Consider the following 21,128-nt stretch of genomic DNA (forward strand, 5'->3'; position numbering starts at 1 on the left):
CCCGACGGCAGGGCCGTCGGGCGCGCTGATTCGCAGGCGTCCCTGACGCTCAGGGGCAGGGCACTACCTTGCGCAGGGTGTCCTTGGCCCACAGCGACTGGCCGTCCGGCGTCCTGCCGTGTTCGCTCCAGCGCTCGCTGATCTCGACGCAGAAGGAGCCGGCGTTCTCGACGCGGAGATCAGGATTGGCGGGGCGTTCGCCACCGATCCGCAGGATATCGGGGTTGTCGGTGGTATAGCGGGGGGCGATGGTGGTACTGGCACAGCCGGCGACCAGGGCGGTCACCAGCAGGACGGGCAAACAGCGGCGCAGCGGCATGTTTCTCGAACCCTCGGGATCTCATTTTCAACCGGCACGATGCCGGTAAGGCTAGATATCCCGCCGCCGTGCCGGCGTCAATCTTTTTCGGTAGCCAGGGCAGCCAGCGAATCGGCCGCCCCTCAGTCGGCATCGGCGCGGCGGCGCTGGCGCAGCCATTGGGAGAGGTAAACCAGCCCGTAGAGGCTCACCCCGAGGATGTCGGTGAACCAGTTGGGCTGGATCAGCATAAAGGCCACCGCCAGCAGCACCAGGCGCTCGAGTAGCAGGGTCTTGAGGCGCACGAAGCCCTGCACCCCAGCAGCGAAGGCCATCATCCCCACCAGGGCGCTGGCGAAGATATGCAGGATCTCGAGCCAGCCGCTCACGCCGATCTGCAGCAGCGACACATTGAAGATGAACATAAAGGGCAGGATGGCGGTGCGCATGTCGTAGATAAAACCCTGGACCCCGGTGCGGATCGGGTCGCTTCTGGCGATGCCGGCGGCGGCATAGGCGGCCAGCCCCACCGGCGGGGTGTCGTCGGCGAGGATGCCGAAGAAGAACACGAAGAGGTGCGCGGCCAACAGCGGGATGCCGAAGCCGAACTCGTTGCCCAGGTGGTAGATCACCGGGGCGGTGAGGGTCGCCATCACCACGTAGTTGGCGGTGGTGGGCAGCCCCAGGCCGAGGATCAGGCTGGCCACGGCGGTGATCAGCAGCACGATGGCGAACTGGGTGGTGGTATCGAAGGCGGTCACGTCACCACCGAAGAAGGCCACCACCGGCAGGGTGATCAGACCGATCCCCGAGGCCATGGCGGCACTGAGGATCTGGATGATCTCGGTGAGCCGCAGGCCCACGCCGGTTTGGCTCACCGAGCCGACGATGATCCCGGCGGCGGCCACCGCCACGGCGATGCCCACCATATTGCGGGCCCCGGCCAGCAGGCCATGGAAGAGGGTCACCATCCCGTGGCCCAGGGCCGGCAGCAGGGGCCGCCCCTGGAAATGGGCCTTGATCGGCTCCTGCACCAGCATCAGCACGGCGAGCGCCAGGATCGCCACCATCACCGCATAGCCCGGGGTGCGCCGCTCGATCACCAGGTAGTAGACCAGCACCGCCACCGGGATCAGGAAATGGATGCCGCCGACGAAGGTCTTGAGGCGCGGCGGCAGCTCGTGGCGCGGAATGCCATGCAGCCCCAGCTTCAGGGCCTCCAGATGCATGATGTAGAAGAGCGCGAAGTAGGCCACGAAGGCGGGAATGGCCGCGGCGCGGATCACCTCGATATAGGGCACACCGACGAACTCGGCGATGATAAAGGCCGCCGCCCCCATCACCGGCGGCATCAGCTGGCCGTTGGTGGAAACCGCCACCTCGCAGGCCCCCGCCTTGTGGGCCGGGTAACCGGTGCGCTTCATCAAGGGGATGGTGAAGGTACCGGTGGTGACCACATTGGCCAGGGACGAGCCGGAGACCATGCCGGTCATCCCCGAGGCCACCACTGCCGCCTTGGCCGGCCCACCCCGCAGGTGGCCGAGGAAGGAGTTGGCCACGTCGATGAAGTACTTGCCCGCCCCGGCCTTGTCGAGCATGGAGCCGAACAGCACGAAGAGGAAGACGAAGGCGGTGGAGACCCCTACCGGCACCCCGAAGATCCCCTCGGTGGTGACATACTGCTGGCTGATGGCGCGCTGCAGGCTGGCGCCGCGATGCGCCAACAGATCTGGCATCCACTCCGCCAACCAGGGCATGGCGCCCCGGGGACCGGTGAGCTGGTAGACGAAGAAGAGCCCGGCGATCACCGCCAGCGCCGGCCCCAGGCTGCGCCGGGTCGCCTCCAGCAGCAGCAGCATGAACAGCAGGCCGATCCAGATCTCGCGACTGATCGCCAGCCCCTGGCGGGCCTGCAGGCCCTGGTAGTCGACCACCAGATAGAGGGCGCCGGCCCCGGCCAGCAGGGCGAACAGCAGGTCGAACCAGGGAATCCGCTGGATCTGCTCGAGCCGCAGGGAGGCCAGTACCGCCACGCACAGGGCGAGCCCCACGCCGAGTGCCAGCCAATGGGGCGGCGATAGCGGCGTGACCTCCCCCACCAGGCGCACCGCCGCATAGCCGACGCCGAGACTGAGCCCTCCCAGCACCGCCAGCTGGAAGATCCCCGGACGCCGGTGACCGCGAATCGCCGGAAAGACCAGGAAGGCCAGGGTGATGCCGCAGAAGACGTGCACCGCCCGCTGGATGACCACGTCCACCGCCAGCACGCTGGCCACCCCGAGCTGGAACAGCGACCAGCCCAGGGTCAGGCCGACGATCACCCACAGCAGGACCCCGCTGGGCTGCCGGGCACCGGTCTCGAACGTCTCGACCAGGCGGCGCGCCTCGCGGGCGGCCTCGGCATCGGCCACCGAGGGGGGCGTCGGCTCGACCATGGCGCGACCTCAGCGTCGAAAGCTCGGGACCGGGTGACCCCGGCCCCGAGGGTCACCTAGAGTAAGCCGGCCTCCTGATAGGCACGCTCGGCCCCGGGATGCAGCGGGGCACCCAGGCCGCTCAGGAAGTCCTCCGCGGTGAGGAAGTTGAGGGCCGGATGGATCCGGGTGAAGGTCTCGAGGTTGTCGAGCACCGCCTTGGTCACCTGGTAGACCACTTCCTCGTCCAGGTCGGTGGTGGTGACGAACAGCGCCTTGACCCCGAACAGGGTGATGTCCTCCTCCTGGCCGCGATAGGTACCGGCGGGCACCTCGGTGAAGGCGAAGTAGGGGAACTCCTCCACCAGGGTCTCGAACACCGCATCGTCCATGGGCACGAAGACCACGTCCTGGGTGGTGCTGATGTCCTGCAGGGCGGCGCCACCGATGCCGATGGTGTAGAAGAAGCAGTCGACGCGGCGATCACGCAGGAAATCGACGCCTTCGGGGGCGGTCAGGCTGAAGGGTTCGAAGTCGTCCAGGTCGATCTCCAGCGCCCGCAGGGCTTGCTCCACGGTGAAGCGGATGCCGGAACCGGGATTGCCGATATTGACCCGCTTGCCGGCGATATCGCGCACATTGGCGACCCCGGACTCCCGGGAACAGACCAGGTGCAGCGGCTCGGCATGCAGGCCCATCACGGTGCGCAGTTGCTCCACCGCTTCGCCCTCGAAACCCGCCTCGCCGTGGTAGGCCTGGTAGATCACGTCGGACTGGGCAATGGCCAGGTCGAGCTCGCCGGCGGCCAGGGCCCGGGCGTTGAAGGCGGAACCGCCGGTGGCCTCCACCGTGGCCCGCAGCCCCACGTCCGCCTGGTTGATGATCTGCCCCGTGGCACCGCCCACGGGATAGTAGATGCCCACCACGCTGGCGGTACCGATGGTCAGGAACTGGCGCTGGGCATGAACCGCCAGCGCCGTCGCCAGGCCTAACGCCAGGACCAGGCATCCCAGGATAAATTTCTTCATGACGGCCTCCCCCCTATGTGGCATAGGAATTTGGCACTCGCGCCCCCGGGCCGGGTCGCACCAGCGGACACGGGGTCCGGCGACGGCTCGGGGCGCCGATGGCAGGGAACAATCGCCGTGCGACCACTAATTATTCTATACGCTCTGGCCAAACCGGGGAGGCCGGGACACCGATACTTGCCCGGAAGCGTCCGGGGCGTCAGAGTGCGGCCCATGACCCGCACAGCGCATCGAGGAGAACATCACTTTGTCAGCGCGCCAGGAAGGGGCTCCACGGAGCCTGCTTATCACCGGTTGTTCCAGTGGCATCGGCCACGCCGCCGCCCATGCCCTCCAGGCCCGGGGCTGGCGGGTCTTCGCCACGGCCCGCCGCGAGGCGGATGTGGCCCGGCTCGCGGCGGAGGGCCTGGAGGCCCTGCCCCTGGACCTGGACGATAGCGCCTCCATCGAGGCGGCGGTGGGCGAGGTGCTGGAACGCACCGGCGGACGCCTGGACGGCCTCTTCAATAACGGCGCCTATGGCCAGCCCGGGGCGGTGGAGGATCTCGACCGAGACACCCTGCGCGCCCAGTTGGAGACCAACCTGCTGGGCACCCACGAGCTGACCTGCCGGGTAATTCCCGCCATGCGCGCCCAGGGCCACGGGCGCATCGTCCAGAACAGCTCGGTACTGGGCTTCGCCGCCCTGCCCTATCGCGGCGCCTATGTCTGCTCCAAGTTCGCCCTGGAGGGGCTCACAGACACCCTGCGCCAGGAACTCGTCGGCAGCGGCATCCAGGTCAGCCTGATCCAGCCCGGCCCCATCACCAGCCGCTTCCGGGAGAACGCCCGCCGCGCCTTCCATGCCCATATCGACCGGGTCCACAGCGCCCATGCCGAGACCTACCGCCACGTGGAAGCGCGCCTGGCCAGCCAGGATGGCAAGGCCCCCTTCACCCTGGGCCCCGAGGCGGTGATCGCCAAGCTGGTGCATGCCCTGGAGAGTCGCCGCCCCCGGCCCCGCTATGCGGTGACCCTGCCGACGCACCTGTTCGCCGCCCTCAAGCGCCTGCTGAGCAGCCGCGGCATGGACCGGGTGCTGCTGCGCTCGACCCGGGACGAGCGCCAGTAACCGCAAACGGGCCCAGAAGCTAGAACTCGACCCGCTCCGCCTCGGCCTCGAAACGCACATCGATGGCGATGCCCTCTTCCAGGCTGGGGGGCTCGCCCAGGTGCCGCTGCAGGGCCAGGGTACCGGCCACCCGGCCGGCCACCCGGGCCACCGGCCCCTGGACCTCGAAGGCCTCCAGGGTCAGGGTAAGCTCCGCCGCCTCGGAGGTGTAAACCGGCGGCAGTGGCGAGTGACCGATCAGGTGCACCACATCGAACTCGGTGACCTCCCCGCCCATCAGGGTGAAACTGATGCTCAGCGCCTCCTGGGTGCGCCAGGCGTCGGGATCAACGAAGCCCACCAGGTCGACGACATAGAGACCGCCCAGGTCGGTAAAACTGGCATTGGAATCGTCGCCATGGCGCAGGATATGCCACTGGCGCGCCTCGCCATCCAGCTCCCCGGCCATCTCGGCCTCGGCCAGGGCCGGCGGGGCCAGGCTCACTCCCACGCCCAGGGCTACCGCCAGGCCCCATCGGCCCAGGCCCACTCGAATCGTCCGTCTGTTCATGCTGCCTCCCTGAGTCATGGCCGGGAACGACCTGCCCTCAAGATAGCGTGAAACCGGGCGGGCAGGGCCCACCGGCGGTTTCGCCAGGTGGGCGAAGGGGCTAAGGTGCAGCGATACCTCTACCGGCTAATGGAGTCTCGATCGCCATGTGCTGCCCGGGAATGGCCGGCGACCCTCCCTCCCCCCGACGCAAGCGCACACCGCCGACAAGACTTATCGGCCATCTCGCTTATGCTGAGAGTCCCCCCAATGGAACTCAGGAGCGCAACATGGAACGGGAACTCATCCTCTACACCAACCCTTACTCGCGTGGCGGCATCGTGCACTGGATGTTGGAAGAGATCGGGGCCCCCTATCGGGTGGAATACCTGGAATACGGCAAGTCGATGAAGGCCCCCGACTACCTGGCCATCAATCCGATGGGCAAGGTGCCGGCCATCCGCCATGGCGAGGTGGTGGTCACCGAGGCGGCGGCGATCTGCGCCTATCTGGCCGACGCCTTTCCCGAGGCCGGCCTGGCCCCTCAGCCCGCCGAGCGGGGCACCTACTACCGCTGGCTGTTCTTCGCCGCCGGCCCCCTGGAGGCCGCCATCGGACTGCAGGCCTGCGGGGTGGAGATGAGCGCCGACCAGGAGATGCAACTGGGCTGTGGGCGCCTCGCCACGGTGCTGGACGTGCTGGCCGACGCGCTTCGGGGGCGGCGCTACCTCGCCGGTGAGCGCTTCTCGGCAGCGGACGTCTACGTGGGCTCCCATATCGGCTGGGGCATGCAGTTCGGCACCATCGATCGGCGCCCCGAGTTCGAGCACTACTGGCAGGCCCTGGCGCAACGGCCCGCGCATCGCCACAGCATGGAACAGATCGAGGCGGCGATGGCCAAGTACCCGCTGCCCGGTGCCGAGGCCTGACCGACCGGGTGCTCGAAGGAACGCCGGCGCATCGACAAGGCCGGACCGGGGAAACCCGATCCGGCCTTGTCGTCTTCTCCCTGGCTGCCTCACCCACGCCGGGCATGCTATCCTCGGCCGAGAACCCGGCTGGCCATCTGGCCGGCCCGATAGCCACCCATCGAGGAGTGAATTATGGCCAGGGCAACCGCGCGTCATATTCTGGTAGAGAGTGAAGAGAAGTGTCTGGCCCTGAAGGCCGAGATCGAAGGCGGTCGTGACTTCGCCGAGGTGGCTCGCGAGCACTCCAGCTGCCCCTCCGGCCGTCAGGGCGGTGACCTGGGCGCCTTCGGCCCCGGCCAGATGGTCCCGGAATTCGACAAGGTGGTGTTCTCCGGTGAGCTCAACACCGTGCTCGGCCCGGTGAAGACCCAGTTCGGTTACCATCTGCTGGAAGTCACCAGCCGCAGCTGATTTCCTCCGGTAACCGGCGCCTCGGCGCCAACGAGAAGGCCGCGGCGAGTCGTCGCGGCCTTCGTCATTTCGACCGCGCCTCGCCCGACGCCGCCTGACACGATCCGGCCCGCTGACAAGGACAGCCCATGACCACCGCCTTCGCGCCAAGCCCCACCCCTGCCGCCCTGGGCACGCCCATGATCCGCGTCGAGGGCGTCTCGAAGACCTATCGGGGTGGCTTCCAGGCCCTTCAGGAAGTGAGCCTGACCATCAATCGCGGCGAGATCTTCGCCCTGCTGGGCCCCAATGGCGCCGGCAAGACGACGCTGATCAGCATTATCTGCGGCCTGGTCAACGCCAGCGGCGGCACGGTCAGCGTGGACGGTCATGACAACGTCACCGACTACCGGGCGGCCCGAGCGCTGATCGGCCTGGTGCCCCAGGAACTCACCAGCGAGGCCTTCTCCACGGTGTGGGACACGGTGAGTTTCAGCCGCGGCCTGTTCGGCAAGCCCAGGGACGATGCCTACCTGGAGCGCATCCTGCGCGCCCTGACCCTGTGGGAGAAGCGCGACAACCGCCTGATGACCCTTTCCGGGGGCATGAAACGCCGGGTGCTGATCGCCAAGGCGCTCTCCCACCAGCCCCAGGTGCTGTTCCTCGACGAGCCCACCGCCGGGGTCGACGTGGAGCTACGCCGCGAGATGTGGCAGATCGTCCGTGACCTGCGCGACGAAGGCGTCACCATCATCCTCACCACCCACTATATCGAGGAGGCCGAGGAGATGGCCGATCGCATCGGGGTCATCCGCCGCGGTGAGCTGGTGCTGGTCAAGGAGAAGCAGGCGCTGATGCGCCAACTGGGTCGCAAGGAACTGACGCTGCAGCTCAAGGCACCGCTCGCCGCGGTACCCGAGGCCCTGGCCCCCTACCACCTGACACTGTCCGAAGAGGGGTATGCACTGATCTATCGCTACGACAGCGCCGCGAACAACGGCGAAGGCTCGGGGATCGCCGAACTGCTCGGCGCTCTCAAGGAAGCGGGCATCCGCTACAGCGACCTGCATACCCGACAGAGCTCCCTGGAGGATATTTTCGTCAGCCTGGTCCAGGAGACCGAGCCAAGCCGATAAGCCCCCCGCCCACCCCTCGACGCCGTCTTTCCGGACCCAGGATATCCGCTTATGAACCTCAAGGCCGTCCGTACCCTCTACCTGGCCGAACTCGCCCGCACCAAGCGCACCATGCTGCAGAGCATCGTCTCGCCGGTGATCTCCACTTCGCTTTATTTCGTGGTCTTCGGCGCCGCCATCGGCACCCGCATCAGCGAGGTGGAAGGCGTCAGCTATGGCGCCTTTATCGTGCCGGGGCTGATCATGCTGATGCTGCTGACCCAGAGCGTGGCCACCGCTTCCTTCGGCATCTTCTTCCCGCGCTTCTCCGGCTCCATCTACGAACTGCTCTCGGCACCGGTCTCCTACGCCGAGATCGTCATCGGCTATGTGGGGGCGGCGGCCACCAAGGCGGTGGCCCTGGGGCTGATCGCCCTGGCCACCGCCAGCCTCTTCGTGCCCCTGGAGATCGCCCACCCGCTGTGGATGCTCTTCTTCCTGGTGCTGACCGCCGTCACCTTCAGCCTGCTGGGCTTTATCATCGGCATCTGGGCCGACGGCTTCGAGCAGCTGCAGCTGGTGCCCCTGCTGATCATCACCCCCCTGACCTTCCTCGGCGGTACCTTCTACGCCCTGGAGATGCTGCCGCCCTTCTGGCAGGCGGTGACCCTCTTCAACCCGGTGGTCTACCTGGTCAGCGGCTTCCGCTGGAGCTTCTACGGCATCGGCGATGTCAGTCTCGCCGCCAGCCTGGCGATGATCTTCGCCTTCCTGGTCATCGGTATCGCCCTGGTCAACTGGATCTTCCGCACCGGCTACCGACTCAAGCCCTAGACTCGGCCGCCAGCGGTGGCCGATCCCACTATTCCAGGGTCGCGCCATCCAGCCTGACCATGCCCTCCAGGGCCGCGTAATCCAGCTCGTCAGCGTCCGTGGCCAATTCCGTGATCAGGAGTTCGAAGCGGGGACCGAGGGCCTGCCCCGGGGGCTCGTCCTCTCCAGGCTGCCACCCCTGCGCTTCCAGCATGGCCAAGCTCTCCGTGGAGACCTGGAAATCCCGCATGCGGGCACCGGCGAGCATGCCCAGGGGTTCCAGGGCCTCGATCAGCCGCGCCTGGTAATAGTCGTCCAGACCGGCCATTCCCGAGTTGGGTGCGAAGACCCAATCGAAGATGTAGGGGCTCAGCTGCAACGGCGCCGGGGAGAACGGCAAGTCGTCGTAGGCCCACAGGGTGCCGAGATTCACGGTGTGATACGAGCGCCACTCATCTTCATGGTGTCGACTCTTGTCACTGACCACGGCCAGCGCATAGGCCTTGGCATCGCGCCCGGCCAGCTCACGCCGCTCACCGGTAGGCTGCACCACCACCCGCACCTCATCGGTACGGTGAAGGTTGTCGAACACGTCCTCGTACTCCAGCGGCGGCCGGGCCCCTGGCGCGGACACCTGGGGCAGCAGGGCCTCGCCTTGTCGGTCGGCCTCATGGGCCCGGCTGCCTACCGCTGGCCCGGTGTAGAGCGTCACGAAACCGCTTACCCGACTTTGCGTCGCTTCGTCGGGGGCAATGCGGGTGATATCCGGCCCCTGGGTGATGTCCCAGTACAGGTCCTCCCCGTTGAACACAGTGTGCATGCGATATCGGTAGTGCTCCCCATCCGAGCCGACAGCCAACGGTTCCGGCGCCGGATGCTGTCCCGCGGTCGTCATCAGCGGCGCGGCGACCAGGGCCACGCCTGCCATGGCCAGCCACCGGTAACGAAAGCCATCTGCCTTGGCCATCTCGAGCCCTCCTGTTGGTTCGGCCTAGTCCGTCGCCCAGGGGGGCGGCGGGCGCTGCTCCACCTCCCGCGTCTCGGCCGTCAGCGGTGGCCGATCCGACCCCGCCGCCACGGCCATCAGGCGGTACCAGCGGGCCCGTTGTTCGGTATCCATCAGATGGTCGTCATGGATCACCAAGTCGACTCCCTCGTCCTGCCCCAGGCCCCGCTCGATCACCGCCTCCACGAAGGGCGTGCCCGGCGCCACCGACTCCCGCCATTCGAAGCCCCGCCAATGCTGCCGGCCCTGGTCGTCCACCACGGCGACACCCAGCCGCTCCAGGGCGGTATCGAGCAGGGCGACCTCCAGGGCCGCGAAGTCGAGCCGCGGCGTGATCTCACGCGCCTCCGGCCAGTCGCGCACCTCGGCAGTGAGCGAGGCGCCGTGGCGGCAAGAGAACGCGAAGCAGTCGGCCGGTGCCTCCCCGGGCAGCTCCCGGCGCGCGGCCCGGACGATGCCCGCGGCCTGGCCCTGCACCGGCCGGGTCACCAGGCGCCAGGCCAGATCCGGCCCCTCGCCGAATGCCGGCGGGGGCGCCACCGCCTCCTCGCCCAGGCGCTCGACCAGATCGGCGCGCCGGGCGGGGCCCAGGTTGAAGCGCGCCACCTCCACCAGGCTCACCGACATGGGCCCGCCCGCCCCCTCGGGCATCACCCGGGTCTTGGCATAGCGCAGCCGGTAACGGACATGGGGCAGGGCCGGTTCTTCCGCCACGACGGCCAGCAATGCCTTGACCAGGGGGCCGGTCCCGGCGTCGGGATGAAAGACGCTGTCGCCTGAGCTGTCCCCACTACCACGAGCGTCATGGGCCTCGCGCAACCGGACGTCGAGGGCCTCGACGTCCCGGACCTGCCACTCGCTCTCGGGCATAAAGGCCTCGCCCACCGCCGCCAGGGAGTTCGCCCCGGCGAATGTCTCGGCTTCGGGAAACCCATCGGCCAGGACGCCCATCGCCACCAGCCATAACCCCGCCGCCAGGATCAACCGTCCATTCCGCATGGCTCACCTCCCTGTGGTGTCGACTGCCTGATCGTTCTCAACGGGCGGCTTGCTGCCGCACGGCATCGAGATCCCAGCCGCGCATCAGCTCGACGGCGGCCTCCTGGGACTCCAGGTTCTGTCCTTTCACCTGCATCAGGATGCGACCATCCAGCAGCAGGGTGACCTCGGCCCGCGAGCGGTTGGACTCCCACTTGACGATGGCCGACTCTCGGCCCATGCGAACCCGCTCGGTATTGGGCTGGGCCGCGACCAGGGCCGGATTGTTGAACATGGCGGCCATGCCCTGGACCATGGGGTTGTCGATCATCATGGTCGCCTCCAGTTGCCCATTGCCGTCATCCTGGCGGTATTTTCGTTCGAGCATGGTGCCGCCGCTCCCCAGCATGGCCGCGGCGCCCCCGCCGCCGGCCGACTCCACCTCGTCGGCGCTCCACCCGGCCGGCGCCTCGGGGAAGGTCGTGGCGATACGCCCCGACATCAGCTGGCGAATATCATTGATGGCGAACTCCAGTTCGGTGATGGCCCCGCCGTAGTCCTCTGCCTGGTAGAGTTCGAGCCCCTGCTCGATCTGCTCCACGACTTCGTCCTGGGCCAGGACAGTCAATGGCAAGAGCAAGGCGGTGCCCAGGGCGGCGATACCCAGGCGGCGATTCAGGCTTCCCATGGTGTGTCTCCTTGATCGTGTGATCTTTTCGTTTCCCGGGTTCAGCGATCGAAGTCGAGTGCTTCGAGCTGTCCCGACAGCTGGACCCGGTCCTCGCCGCTGGCCTCGAGGTCGATCTCGGCATCGAAGACGCCGTTGCGCTCACTCAAGCGAATGACGCCATCGATCTCCTCGACGTCGTGGCGCATCAGCGATGTGCGGATGACGCCGTCACCGGCCTGACCGGCCAGCGCATACTCGCCGGCACCGATCCCCACCGGCACGTCGAGGACGATACGGTTGCCTATCGACACGGCGTAATCATTGGGGGTCTCGTGAATCGATACCCGGCCCAGGTATTGCTCGCTGTCGCCATTGACGGTGATCTCGTAGCGCGCTTCCCGCTGGGGGGTGAAATCGAGCCCTCGCACGGCACCCTCCGCCTCGACACGACGCGCCTCCTCGCCACGCCCGTCGGTGGCCTCGAAACGCCAGGCGGCGGAGGCCCGCTCGCCCAGCTCGGCCAGGTAGAGTTCCCCCGATACCTGACGCCCCAGGGTGCCGACTTCGCCATCGCCGCGCACATGGGCCTGCACCTGGTCGTCATCGGCATCGCGAAAGGAAGCGATGACGTAGCGGCGCCCGGCCTCGGCCCCCGCCGGCAGGACCAGCGAGACCCCGACTCGCACCACCTCATCCGGCGACGCCTCGTGGGCACCCTGGGTGTAGAGGGTCAGCGCATAGGGGCCCTCGGCATTGCTGCCGCGCCGGGCGGCACCGCTTCCCAGGCCCGGGCGGTAGATATCCCCGCTGGCCGCGCTGTCACGGGGCGCATCATTGTTCGAGGTGACGACACCGCTCAGGGTCAGGGTCGACTGCCCCGACTCCAGCGCCTCGACCCAGGCCGACAGCTCACCGTCGCTCTGGGGGCTGCCGGCCGCTGCTCCCGCACCATTGCCGGCGCTGGCGCCACCCGAGTCACCGTCGCCACAGCCGGCCAGCAGCCCGGCCCCCAGCAGCAGGCCCAGGATCGGGGCGGAACGGCAGAAGTCACTGATGGTTGGCATAAGACACCTCCTCGAGTCACTGACCCGCATCGCCGGTGGCATGGTTACCGCTGTCCGCCGGGGCCTCGGCAGCCCTGCCCTTGAGCTTGCGGAACTTGCGCGAGAGACCATCCAGCTTGGCCTCCCACTCCGGATCCGGAGTCTGCCCTTCGATGGTCTTGAAATAGGCCTGCATCATGCAGGTGATGGCGAAGGGCTCGAGCACCGCCACCTTGACGCTCCAGGCGAACAGCAGGGCCACGACCACCCCGGTGGCCGACCAGCCGCCGGGGATCAGGTAGGCCACCGCCGCCGCCGGGGCCAGCATCACCAGGAAGATGACGAAGGAGAGCCCATAGACGATCAGCGCCAGCCAGGCGGCGTTCTTGAACATCGGCTTGAGGTTCTGGCCGTAGAGCACCAGGCCGTCGCGTGAGGCGCTCCAGGGGTTCTCGGCCCGGGTACGAAAGCTGTAGGCGAGGATCACCTCGTCGATAAAGCCCACGGCGATGCGCAGGAACAGCTGCAACAGACGCAGGAATTGCCGGGCGCCGGGGATCGGCAGTAGCCCGAAGATGCCTCGCACCAGCCCGGTGAGGGCGCGCAGCACCCCCTTGATCAACTGGTCCACGGCGAACAGCGCACTGGCCTGCCCGAAGCGCGCCTTGACCGAGACGCTGGCGTGCTCGATCTGGCTGCGCCCCTGAGGAAGCGACTGGCCATCGAGCAGTTCCACCAGCACGGCGATATGCCCCGCCTTGACCAGATAGAGCAGGTATTCCCGCAGCACATACATGATGACCCCGACGATGCCGAAGCCCACGACCCCGCCCCAGAAGGTCGAGGCGGCGCGAAAGCCCTCGTCGCCGAAGCCACCGATGCCCCAGCCGACCCCGGCCCCCACCCCGGTCATCAGCACATAGGCCAGGGCCACCCCGAAATAGACCGCCAGGCGGAAGAGTATGAAGGGCAGCGTCTTGACCATCAGGCCAAGGGCCGTCCCGATCCTGAAATCCCACATCGCAAGCTCCCTCAGTCGCGGGTTGGCCACGAGTCATCGGGGCAGGTGGCGCAGGACGGCTGCCGCCTCGCCACCGGCCGCCGTCTACTCGACCGCCAGATCATGATCCCAATCCACCACGCGCATGCCCTCGAAGTGCCAGAGCTCGGTCAGGTCGAGGTCGAGCCGCACCGCCTCTTCCGAGGCCTGGCCCGCCAGGCGCCCTTCCAGCGTCAGCGTGCCCGTCATCGCCTCCTCGTCGACCCGTGTCAGGCGCAGCGCACCTTGCTCGGTAATCAGCTCCTGCTCGGCCACGAAGGCGCCATCATGGCGATCGCCGACCAGCGCCACCACCATGAAGGTGTCGCCCGACACGGTCGCCACCTCGGGCCCGACCAGGTCGGCCTGCCCCTCGGTCATATGGGTGTCCACATGACGGGCCAGCCCCAGGCAGAGAAAGCGCAGCCGATCATCCGCACTGCGCAGCACCAGTTCTGCACTGGCCACCAATCCATTGCTGCCGGTATTGAAGCTACCGCTCCCTCCCACCTGCCATGCGTCGTTCTGCTGCCAGATGCCCGAGACCGGCACGGGTCCGAGATCGGGGATACCGTCCTCCATCATGGCAATAAGCTCCGCATCGCTGATCTCGTCCGGCGGCACCATGCACAGCGACGGATCGATCATCTCCAGCAGGAAGTCGGCGGGGGGACGCTCATCACTGGCCTGGGTCTCTCCACCCAGCACCAGGGCGGCACTCAGCACGACGACAGCGGAATGGTTGAGACACTTCATGGGACTTTCCCTCCTTGGATCACGTCAAGACTCGCCCGCAGCCTAGATCAGGGTACGCCGCTTGCCCCCGTTCAAACGCAGGGGGCAATGGAGACAGGCCGAACGCCATGACGCCCTCGGTATCGATACGGCCAGAGACGCTCCCGTCTCGACTCGGAATCCGCAACAAGGGTGGCCCATCCCATCGGGATCAGACCTGACTCACCAACCCGGGGGGCGCCGAATATCGAAGCTTCCGTAATCGAAGCTGATCAGGCTGCCATCGGGAAAGCGCACGCGGATGGGACGCCGATTCTCATCATAGGTAATGGGAATTCTCACCGACCCGGCTGGCATGGGCTCGTCGATCATGACAACGATCCCGATACAACCGTCGCCGCCCGATGGGCAATCCTGAGCGGGAACAGGAAAGTCGGCGTCTCGATCCCTGAGGGACTGCATTCGTTCCCAACCCATTGCCTTGGCCATGTAGTAGGGCAGGCGCGCCATCTCGGCTTCCGGGTCGAATTCATCGGGACCCAGCATATCGAGTGGGCCCGGACTCGTCGGAACCATGGGCTGCGATATCGACGGGGGAAAGTCCACCCATCCCTGGTCATGGGGGTCGTGATATGCCATGCGACCGACTGCCACATAGGTCCCCCGATCGCCCGGGGCCGCATATTCGGTATAGTCCCCACTGAAGCTATAAGTCATCGTCGAGTCGATCGGATGCGCCGTCATCCGAACCATGCAGGAATCCTCGACGACCTGGAGGGTACCGAGATCGATGGTCTTCGGCGGACGTGGCCATGGCGATATGGTCGCGCCATGGGTGAGCGGAGAAGAAACCGAGAGGAAAATCTCGACCTCACCGGTGCGATCCGGGGCCGTATAGCGATATCCATCGAAGGTGCCGGCCGTCGCATGGAGCCGGAAGTTATCCACATCGTCCAGGGCGGCCCCCGAGGCCGTCACGGTGCGTGTGGTACCAGGATTGATGCATTCGGGAAGATGGAAACGGACGCGACGCAAGGTGGCATCCAGCGCCACGCGGCGCTCTCGGGTCGACTCGGGATTCGGGCCGGCATTGATCAAGCGCAGAAACGGCCCCTCATTGCTTGTCTCGAGGGGCATCAGCCAACTCCGGGATGCCCCCGGCAACAGCTCGTGCTCGAATGCCATGTGGATGTGAGTGTCGATGTCACCATCCGGTGTGCCGGCCTCTACCCTGGCGACGGCGAGGCGATCGCGCTGCAACTGGGGCAGGTCAGGCGCTTCGATCGCCTCGATGAAAAGCGGTGTGGCGGCATGGGGCGGTATAAGGAGGTCCGTCGTGAAATCCTGCGGCTCCTCCATGGATCCCACATGCCACGTTACCGGGGCGATCTCGCCATAATAACGATCACCACGCGGCTGGTTCATCAAGGCAACGAACTCTGGATAGGCCCGGTCGAATGTCATCGGCGCAAAGGCATCGTCATACAGATAACCCACGCCGTTATGGCCGTCATCCGCGAGTCGATCCATGACCTCGCGGACATGATCGATATTGTCCTGCGCACCGAGCTCCCGGCCCACGAAAAGAATATAGGGAGCCTTCTCGTAACCACGGGTTTTCTCATCGTCGGAACCGGCATTCTCGAAGAACGGTTCGTGCAGGTTCAGCGGCACCTGCGCATCGATCAAGCTGCGTTCCGGGAAGGCGAATGCCAGCCCGACCGCTTCCGCCAGCGCCTCCTCGAGCGGATCGACCTCGCGGACGGCACGCCAAACGCGATCCGGCCCCGCGGCAGACGCGGTGTGAAACCATTCGTGTGCAAGATCGGAACGCGCATATCCATCACCGAGGATGACCGAGCCGACCTGAAGCACCATGCCCGAGACCCTGCGGCTCCCGGTGACCCTGGCCCGGTCGGTGCCACTCACATGACCTTCACGAAGCCAGATCCGTCGTTCATTGCTTTCCAGGTGGAGCGCAGAGGGCAGGAGTCCCACGTCCTCGAACCAGTCTCGTATTTCGAGGACCGTCTCGCCAATGATCTCGGCCTGAGCCTCGGCGTGGGACCGGGTCGCAGCATTCGGACCGCAGAATGTTGATGCCTGGCCACTGCACCGAACGACGATCCGTCCCTCGGTGGTATCACTCACCACGCCGCTGACATTCTGATGGCGCGTATCGAGTTCGAGCCTGGGAGATTCCCACAGCAGATCCGAGGCCTGCACGAAGCCAGCGGTGAAGCCTAGGCACGCGATGATGCAGCTTGATCGACGCATTGGGCATTTCCAGTCTCGAGAGTGGCACAGCGACCGTCACCCCAGTCCGAAGCAGGCTGATCTGCCGTCCTAGGCGATCCCTTCCGGGGTGATGGCAAAGGGCATAGACACGACGTCGACCTCGGCTCAGTGAGTCATCTCCACAAGCTCGACGCGGCGGTTGAGGCGGCGCCCCTCCTCGGTGCGGTTGGTGGTGATGGGGGCCATCATGCCTGCCCCCGCCGCCTGCAGCCTGTCGCCTGAAACAGCGTGCCGGTCTATCAGGTAATCCATGACAGCGGAGGCACGCGCCATCGACAATTGCAGGTTGTAATCGTAGCTGCCGGTATTGTCAGTGTGCCCCACCACCAGCAGGTGCAGGCCGGCACGCGCCTCCATCAGCCCCGAAATGGTGGCAAGCGCATTGGCGGAGTCAGGCAGGATCGCGGCACTGTCATGCTCGAACAGGATGTCCTGCACGGCCACTCGGCCATCTTCAATCAGGCCGGAGGCCATCTCGTCCGCGGTTAGCGGCCGGTGGTCCATGGCCGTATCCATTTCATCGGCAGTGACCACCGTCATGGAGACGGCCGCCCCATCCACTCTGCGGGCATTGAAGGCAGCGATACCCACAAGCACCGAGCCATCGGCCGAACGAGCGGCGAGGTAGCGAATTTCGCGATCACCGGACGCGAAGTGGCAACAACTGCGTGCGCCACGCGAAAAGAGCCCCGCGTGGTTGAAGAAGAGTCGGCCGGTTCCCCCGGAAAGCGCCTCGTTGGAGGCGGCGTAGAGCGTCTCGAAGCCGCGCTCCTCCAGTGCCTGCCGGTAGTTGCGCTCGACCTGGAGCGGGGTAATGTCAGGATTATCGAACGTATAGCTCAGTGACAATACCTCGCCTTCCAGGGTCTCGACGCTCTCGATCGCGTTACCATCATAGGGTCCGGTCGGTATGCTGACCCGGTCATACTCGCTGCGATCGAAATAGACGATGCTGGAGCCGGCAACGCGGGGAATCTCCGCGTGGTCATAGGCGCCGTCGATGTCCGCCTGGGCGGCCAGGCTGAACGATGCCATCAATAGCGTCGTGGATGCCAAGGTCAGAAGTTCTTTTCGCATGGCTGGCCTCCCTGTTCAGCAGCTCACCGGCAAGCATGTCGGGTATCCGCGGTATCTGCCCCCTCTAAACAGAGGGGGAAATCCCCGAGACAGGGTTGCGCCACGCCTGGGGACCTCGGCGAGTCTGACCCACTCCCACCCGACCGACCCCGTCCGTTTGCAGGGGGACAGGTCAAGCCGGGCAGACGAAGATAAAGGGGGCCGAGTATCGGCTATGGTGAGATTGGCCATTTCGACCTCAGGAGAGCCCCTATGCCGAGACGCTGCCTGTTCTGGCTCACTCCCCTGCTGCTGATACCCGCTTCCCCGGTGGTGGCCGATCCTCTGCCGGCCCCCGAGGAACCTCCCTTGTTACAGGTCACCGGCAACATTACCCGGACCAACCAGGATGACGCGGCCCACTTCGACCGCGAGCTGCTCGAGAGGCTACCCCGCCATGAGCTGCAGACGTCCACGTCGGTCACCGATGGCGTCAACCACTTCGAGGGGTTCCTGATGCGCGACCTGCTGGACTGGGTCGGCGCCGAGGGGGAGACCGCCGCCGCCCTGGCCCTCAACGACTACCTGATCGAGATTCCCCTGGCGGACTTCCACGACTACGACGTTCTGGTGGCCGATACCATGGATGGGGAGACCCTGACCCCGCGGGACAAGGGCCCACTCTGGATCGTCTATCCGCGGGACGACCACAGTGAGCTGCAGGACATCCGCTACGACTATCGCTGGGTGTGGCAGCTGCACCACCTCGAGATCCAGTGATGCGCCTGCGTCGCCCCGCCTATGTGCTACCGGGCCTGGCGATCCTCGCCTTCGCCACCTTCCTGAGCCTCGCACTGGTGAGGCTCTTCCTGGTCGAACAGGACATGCGGGACAACGTGGACGAGAACATGCTCTGGGTGATGACCCAGGCCCAGGTGGCCGGCCATCACCTGGACGGCGAGGTGAACCGCCGCCTGCTGGGGGATCCCGAAGCCGACCCCGCGCTGCGCTTCGATGTACTGACCAGCCGACTGGTGCTGCTGGACGCCGGCCCCCAGCGCCGCTACCTGGAGGAGATCGGCTTCGCCGACAGGCTGGATCGCAGCCTCCAGCACCTGGAGGCCATCGAGCCCCTGCTGGACACCCTCGAGCCACGGGTCCCGGCCAGCGGCGAGGCCATCCATGGGCATCTGGAACCACTGATGGCACAACTCAACCGCATCGCCAACGCGGTCATGGTGCAGGAGTGGGAAGCCACCGGTGCCAGGCTCGACACCCACCGTCGCAACATGCTCCAGGCCATCGCCTCGATCCTGGGCATCCTGGCGAGCGGCCTGGTGCTGGTGGCCCTGCTCGTCCAGGCCCTGCGCCAGCGCCGGGCCGCTCAGCGGGCCCTGGCGCGCCACCGCGACGAGCTGGAACTCGAGGTGCAGCGACGCACCCGCGACCTGGAGACGGAACGCCAACGGGTGGTGGCCGCCATCGATACCGCCCCGGACGGCTTCGCCGCCTTCGATGAGCAGGGACGCCTGGTGCTCGCCAACCCCCAGTTGGGCGAACTCTTGCCGTTGCCGGCCTCCCGGCTCGCCAAGGATCAGCCACTCCCGGGCCTGATGGGGGCGATACGCGAAGCCGCCCGCAGGGAAGAAACCGAGTGCGATAGCCTCGACCAGGGAGAACGGGGCGCTCTGCAGTGCGATCTCGAATTCGAGGGCCGCGGCTGGCGACAGCTGATGCTGCGCTCCACCCAAGGGGGCGGCCAGGTGCTGCGGGTCGCCGATATCACCCGTTACAAGGCGGCGGCCCAGGCCCTGGAACGCTCCCTGCAGCGGGAGCGCGGCGTCAGCGACTTCTACCGCAGCTTCGCCGGCATGGTCTCCCACCAGTTCCGTACCCCGCTGGCGGTGATCGATTCCGGCCTGCAACGGCTGCTGCGGCGCGGCGAACGGATGAGCGCCGATGAACGGGCGCGCCGCTACCTGGGCCTGCGCGAGGCGGTCGATCAGATGACCCGCCTGGTGGAATCGTCCCTGACCGCCGCGCGCCTCGACGGCGGCCAGGTCGAGGCCAACCCCGAGTCCTGTGATCTGGTGCCCCTGGCCGAGCAGGCCTGTCGACTGCAGCAGGAGGCCAATGATCACCCCCACATCCAGGTCTCCACCACCGCCCGCCCCCTGCTCGCCTGGTGCGACCGAGCCCTGGTGGAGCAGGTGCTGGCCAACCTGCTCTCCAATGCCATCAAGTACTCGCCCAGGGGCGGCACTATCCGGGTCACCCTCGGCCGGGAGGAGGAACGGCTCTACTGCCGGGTGCAGGATCACGGCATCGGCATCGCCCCGGACGACTTGCCCAGGGTCTTCGAGCGCTTCTTCCGCTCGCGCCACGCCGCCGGTACACCGGGCGTCGGCCTGGGGCTCAATATCTCTCGCCACCTGGCCCGCATCCAGGGCGGCGAGGTCACGGCGGAGTCGGAAAAGGGGCTGGGCGCCACCTTCACGCTCTGGCTACCCGCCACGCAAGGGAGGCACGACCATGCAGACCCCGACCGCTGACAGCGCGGCGCTGATTCTCTGCGCCGAGGACCAGGAGTCGCTGCGTACCGATATCCGTGACGAACTCAAGGAGGCCGGCTACGGCGTGATCGAGGCCGCCGACGGCGACGAGACGCTGCGCCAGATCGATGCCGTGGCCCCCGATCTGATCCTCTGTGACATCAATATGCCGGGACGCAACGGCTATGAGGTGCTCGAGGAGATCCGGGCGCGCCGCCCCGATCTCGCCGATACCCCCTTCATCTTCCTCACCGCCCTCTCGGATCCTCGCGAGGTGGTGGACGGCAAGCGACTCGGTGCCGACGACTACCTGGTCAAGCCCATCGACTTCGACCTGTTGCTGGCGACCATCGATGCCCGGCTGCGCCAGGTGCGACGCATGCGCGCCAAGGCCACCCGGGAGATCCATGAGCTACGCCAGGCCATGGCCAAGCTGCGCCAGGAGGCCTCGACCCAAGCCTTCGAGGGCGCGACCCGGGCCCTGGACCTGGTGGCCCCCGGGATGTTGCTGCTCGACCACCAGGGGCGGGTCCTGTTCGCCAACCGCACCGCCCGGGAGCTGGCCGCAGGCGACAACGGCCTTCGCCTGGGGGAGCGCCTGGGTGCCGTCCAGCCCGGCCAGGCACAGCAATTGCGCCAGGCCCTGCGTCAGGCCATCGCCGCGAGCCACGACCGCCGCGAAGAGGTCTTCTGCCTGAGGCTCCCCCGTCTCGGCGAACGCCACAACCTGCTGGTGATGGCCTGTGCCCTGGGTCAAGACGAACCGAGCCAGTGCGAGCAGAAACCCGCCGTCGTGGTGCTGCTGTCGGACCCCGAGAAACGCGCCCGGGTCCCCAGGCAGGTACTGGCCAGCCTGTTCGGCCTGACGCCCACCGAGGCGCGCATCGCCCTGGCCCTGGCCGAAGGCTGGCGCACCGAGGAGATCGCCACCCAGATGGGGATCTCCCCCACCACCGTGGCTTTCCATCTGCGCAACCTCTTCCAGAAGACCGATACCCATCGTCAGGCGGAGCTGATCGCCCTGGTGCTGGCCGGCGCCATGACGCTGGCGGTGGAAGAGACGCCACCAGGGAAACCCTGAA

General features: G+C 66.8%; 20 protein-coding genes. 8 read left to right on the forward strand and 12 right to left on the reverse strand.

Features of this window, described 5'->3' with window-relative positions; translation table 11 throughout:
* Positions 1–49 precede the first annotated feature (49 nt).
* The 3 genes from IHD13_RS00275 to IHD13_RS00285 all read right to left on the reverse strand — a co-directional run bounded on the left by IHD13_RS00275 (position 50) and on the right by IHD13_RS00285 (position 3,740).
* Complete coding sequence (locus IHD13_RS00275; protein WP_195859027.1) at positions 50–319, reverse strand: hypothetical protein; 270 nt, start codon at positions 317–319, stop codon at positions 50–52.
* A gap of 122 nt (positions 320–441) precedes the next feature.
* Positions 442–2,733 carry a TRAP transporter permease gene (locus IHD13_RS00280; protein ID WP_195859028.1) on the reverse strand — a complete coding sequence of 764 codons (2,292 nt, stop codon included), beginning with the start codon at positions 2,731–2,733 and terminating at the stop codon, positions 442–444.
* Between the two features lie 56 nt (positions 2,734–2,789).
* Positions 2,790–3,740, reverse strand: coding sequence for a TAXI family TRAP transporter solute-binding subunit (locus tag IHD13_RS00285; RefSeq protein WP_195859029.1), 951 nt, complete (start codon positions 3,738–3,740; stop codon positions 2,790–2,792).
* 247 nt (positions 3,741–3,987) lie between these two features.
* Between IHD13_RS00285 and IHD13_RS00290 the strand changes: the two genes are divergently transcribed.
* On the forward strand, positions 3,988–4,851 hold the full coding sequence (locus IHD13_RS00290; RefSeq protein WP_195859030.1) for an SDR family oxidoreductase: 864 nt from the start codon (positions 3,988–3,990) through the stop codon (positions 4,849–4,851).
* 19 nt (positions 4,852–4,870) lie between these two features.
* Here the strand turns inward: IHD13_RS00290 and IHD13_RS00295 are convergent, their stop codons facing one another.
* Positions 4,871–5,401, reverse strand: coding sequence for a hypothetical protein (locus tag IHD13_RS00295; protein ID WP_195859031.1), 531 nt, complete (start codon positions 5,399–5,401; stop codon positions 4,871–4,873).
* 269 nt (positions 5,402–5,670) lie between these two features.
* On the opposite strand from IHD13_RS00295, the gene IHD13_RS00300 reads away from it, so the two are divergent.
* The 4 genes from IHD13_RS00300 to IHD13_RS00315 all read left to right on the forward strand — a co-directional run bounded on the left by IHD13_RS00300 (position 5,671) and on the right by IHD13_RS00315 (position 8,690).
* A complete protein-coding gene (locus IHD13_RS00300; RefSeq protein ID WP_195859032.1) occupies positions 5,671–6,309 on the forward strand; it encodes a glutathione S-transferase family protein in 639 nt (212 codons plus the stop codon).
* Positions 6,310–6,483: 174 nt separating this feature from the next.
* A complete protein-coding gene (locus tag IHD13_RS00305) occupies positions 6,484–6,762 on the forward strand; it encodes a peptidylprolyl isomerase (RefSeq protein WP_146802091.1) in 279 nt (92 codons plus the stop codon).
* A gap of 128 nt (positions 6,763–6,890) precedes the next feature.
* Positions 6,891–7,877, forward strand: a complete 987-nt coding sequence (locus IHD13_RS00310; protein ID WP_195859033.1) for an ABC transporter ATP-binding protein — start codon at positions 6,891–6,893, stop codon at positions 7,875–7,877.
* 51 nt (positions 7,878–7,928) lie between these two features.
* Positions 7,929–8,690 (forward strand): ABC transporter permease, encoded by a 762-nt coding sequence (locus IHD13_RS00315; protein ID WP_195859034.1) that lies wholly within the window; start codon positions 7,929–7,931, stop codon positions 8,688–8,690.
* A gap of 28 nt (positions 8,691–8,718) precedes the next feature.
* On the opposite strand, the gene IHD13_RS00320 is transcribed toward IHD13_RS00315, so the two are convergent.
* From IHD13_RS00320 to IHD13_RS00355, 8 genes are all read right to left on the reverse strand, one after another.
* Positions 8,719–9,636, reverse strand: a complete 918-nt coding sequence (locus tag IHD13_RS00320) for a hypothetical protein (RefSeq protein WP_195859035.1) — start codon at positions 9,634–9,636, stop codon at positions 8,719–8,721.
* Between the two features lie 24 nt (positions 9,637–9,660).
* Positions 9,661–10,674 carry a hypothetical protein gene (locus IHD13_RS00325; RefSeq protein ID WP_195859036.1) on the reverse strand — a complete coding sequence of 338 codons (1,014 nt, stop codon included), beginning with the start codon at positions 10,672–10,674 and terminating at the stop codon, positions 9,661–9,663.
* Between the two features lie 37 nt (positions 10,675–10,711).
* The gene (locus tag IHD13_RS00330; protein WP_195859037.1) at positions 10,712–11,341 is read right to left on the reverse strand and encodes a hypothetical protein; all 630 of its coding nucleotides are present in this window, start codon (positions 11,339–11,341) and stop codon (positions 10,712–10,714) included.
* A 41-nt stretch (positions 11,342–11,382) separates the two neighbouring features.
* Positions 11,383–12,387, reverse strand: a complete 1,005-nt coding sequence (locus tag IHD13_RS00335) for a hypothetical protein (RefSeq protein WP_195859038.1) — start codon at positions 12,385–12,387, stop codon at positions 11,383–11,385.
* Positions 12,388–12,403: 16 nt separating this feature from the next.
* Positions 12,404–13,387 (reverse strand): hypothetical protein, encoded by a 984-nt coding sequence (locus IHD13_RS00340; RefSeq protein WP_195859039.1) that lies wholly within the window; start codon positions 13,385–13,387, stop codon positions 12,404–12,406.
* Between the two features lie 84 nt (positions 13,388–13,471).
* Positions 13,472–14,161: a hypothetical protein gene (locus IHD13_RS00345; protein ID WP_195859040.1), complete on the reverse strand. Its 690-nt coding sequence runs from the start codon at positions 14,159–14,161 to the stop codon at positions 13,472–13,474.
* Between the two features lie 201 nt (positions 14,162–14,362).
* On the reverse strand, positions 14,363–16,417 hold the full coding sequence (locus tag IHD13_RS00350; protein WP_195859041.1) for a hypothetical protein: 2,055 nt from the start codon (positions 16,415–16,417) through the stop codon (positions 14,363–14,365).
* A 126-nt stretch (positions 16,418–16,543) separates the two neighbouring features.
* A complete protein-coding gene (locus IHD13_RS00355) occupies positions 16,544–17,515 on the reverse strand; it encodes an OmpA family protein (protein ID WP_195859042.1) in 972 nt (323 codons plus the stop codon).
* 252 nt (positions 17,516–17,767) lie between these two features.
* On the opposite strand from IHD13_RS00355, the gene IHD13_RS00360 reads away from it, so the two are divergent.
* From IHD13_RS00360 to IHD13_RS00370, 3 genes are read left to right on the forward strand one after another with little or no spacing between them, the layout of a single operon-like run.
* The gene (locus tag IHD13_RS00360; protein ID WP_230086030.1) at positions 17,768–18,274 is read left to right on the forward strand and encodes a molybdopterin-dependent oxidoreductase; all 507 of its coding nucleotides are present in this window, start codon (positions 17,768–17,770) and stop codon (positions 18,272–18,274) included.
* Positions 18,274–20,046, forward strand: coding sequence for a sensor histidine kinase (locus IHD13_RS00365; protein WP_195859043.1), 1,773 nt, complete (start codon positions 18,274–18,276; stop codon positions 20,044–20,046). The genes IHD13_RS00360 and IHD13_RS00365 overlap by 1 nt, the downstream gene beginning before the upstream one ends.
* Positions 20,027–21,127 carry a response regulator gene (locus IHD13_RS00370; RefSeq protein ID WP_195859044.1) on the forward strand — a complete coding sequence of 367 codons (1,101 nt, stop codon included), beginning with the start codon at positions 20,027–20,029 and terminating at the stop codon, positions 21,125–21,127. Before IHD13_RS00365 ends, IHD13_RS00370 begins: the two co-directional genes overlap by 20 nt.
* Position 21,128 lies beyond the last annotated feature (1 nt).

The sequence above is a fragment of the Halomonas sp. 328 genome, assembly GCF_015645095.1.
Lineage (GTDB): Bacteria > Pseudomonadota > Gammaproteobacteria > Pseudomonadales > Halomonadaceae > Bisbaumannia.

What these genes read in the sequence shown, in the direction of transcription:
- IHD13_RS00355 (WP_195859042.1), bottom strand. Translation starts at nt 17,515, where the DNA reads ATGCGAAAAGAACTTCTGACCTTGGCATCCACGACGCTATTGATGGCA.
- IHD13_RS00315 (WP_195859034.1), top strand. Translation starts at nt 7,929, where the DNA reads ATGAACCTCAAGGCCGTCCGTACCCTCTACCTGGCCGAACTCGCCCGC.
- IHD13_RS00300 (WP_195859032.1), top strand. Translation starts at nt 5,671, where the DNA reads ATGGAACGGGAACTCATCCTCTACACCAACCCTTACTCGCGTGGCGGC.
- IHD13_RS00365 (WP_195859043.1), top strand. Translation starts at nt 18,274, where the DNA reads ATGCGCCTGCGTCGCCCCGCCTATGTGCTACCGGGCCTGGCGATCCTC.
- IHD13_RS00280 (WP_195859028.1), bottom strand. Translation starts at nt 2,733, where the DNA reads ATGGTCGAGCCGACGCCCCCCTCGGTGGCCGATGCCGAGGCCGCCCGC.
- IHD13_RS00350 (WP_195859041.1), bottom strand. Translation starts at nt 16,417, where the DNA reads ATGCGTCGATCAAGCTGCATCATCGCGTGCCTAGGCTTCACCGCTGGC.
- IHD13_RS00285 (WP_195859029.1), bottom strand. Translation starts at nt 3,740, where the DNA reads ATGAAGAAATTTATCCTGGGATGCCTGGTCCTGGCGTTAGGCCTGGCG.
- IHD13_RS00305 (WP_146802091.1), top strand. Translation starts at nt 6,484, where the DNA reads ATGGCCAGGGCAACCGCGCGTCATATTCTGGTAGAGAGTGAAGAGAAG.
- IHD13_RS00295 (WP_195859031.1), bottom strand. Translation starts at nt 5,401, where the DNA reads ATGAACAGACGGACGATTCGAGTGGGCCTGGGCCGATGGGGCCTGGCG.
- IHD13_RS00335 (WP_195859038.1), bottom strand. Translation starts at nt 12,387, where the DNA reads ATGCCAACCATCAGTGACTTCTGCCGTTCCGCCCCGATCCTGGGCCTG.
- IHD13_RS00345 (WP_195859040.1), bottom strand. Translation starts at nt 14,161, where the DNA reads ATGAAGTGTCTCAACCATTCCGCTGTCGTCGTGCTGAGTGCCGCCCTG.
- IHD13_RS00330 (WP_195859037.1), bottom strand. Translation starts at nt 11,341, where the DNA reads ATGGGAAGCCTGAATCGCCGCCTGGGTATCGCCGCCCTGGGCACCGCC.
- IHD13_RS00360 (WP_230086030.1), top strand. Translation starts at nt 17,768, where the DNA reads ATGCCGAGACGCTGCCTGTTCTGGCTCACTCCCCTGCTGCTGATACCC.
- IHD13_RS00325 (WP_195859036.1), bottom strand. Translation starts at nt 10,674, where the DNA reads ATGCGGAATGGACGGTTGATCCTGGCGGCGGGGTTATGGCTGGTGGCG.
- IHD13_RS00320 (WP_195859035.1), bottom strand. Translation starts at nt 9,636, where the DNA reads ATGGCCAAGGCAGATGGCTTTCGTTACCGGTGGCTGGCCATGGCAGGC.
- IHD13_RS00340 (WP_195859039.1), bottom strand. Translation starts at nt 13,387, where the DNA reads ATGTGGGATTTCAGGATCGGGACGGCCCTTGGCCTGATGGTCAAGACG.
- IHD13_RS00310 (WP_195859033.1), top strand. Translation starts at nt 6,891, where the DNA reads ATGACCACCGCCTTCGCGCCAAGCCCCACCCCTGCCGCCCTGGGCACG.
- IHD13_RS00275 (WP_195859027.1), bottom strand. Translation starts at nt 319, where the DNA reads ATGCCGCTGCGCCGCTGTTTGCCCGTCCTGCTGGTGACCGCCCTGGTC.
- IHD13_RS00370 (WP_195859044.1), top strand. Translation starts at nt 20,027, where the DNA reads ATGCAGACCCCGACCGCTGACAGCGCGGCGCTGATTCTCTGCGCCGAG.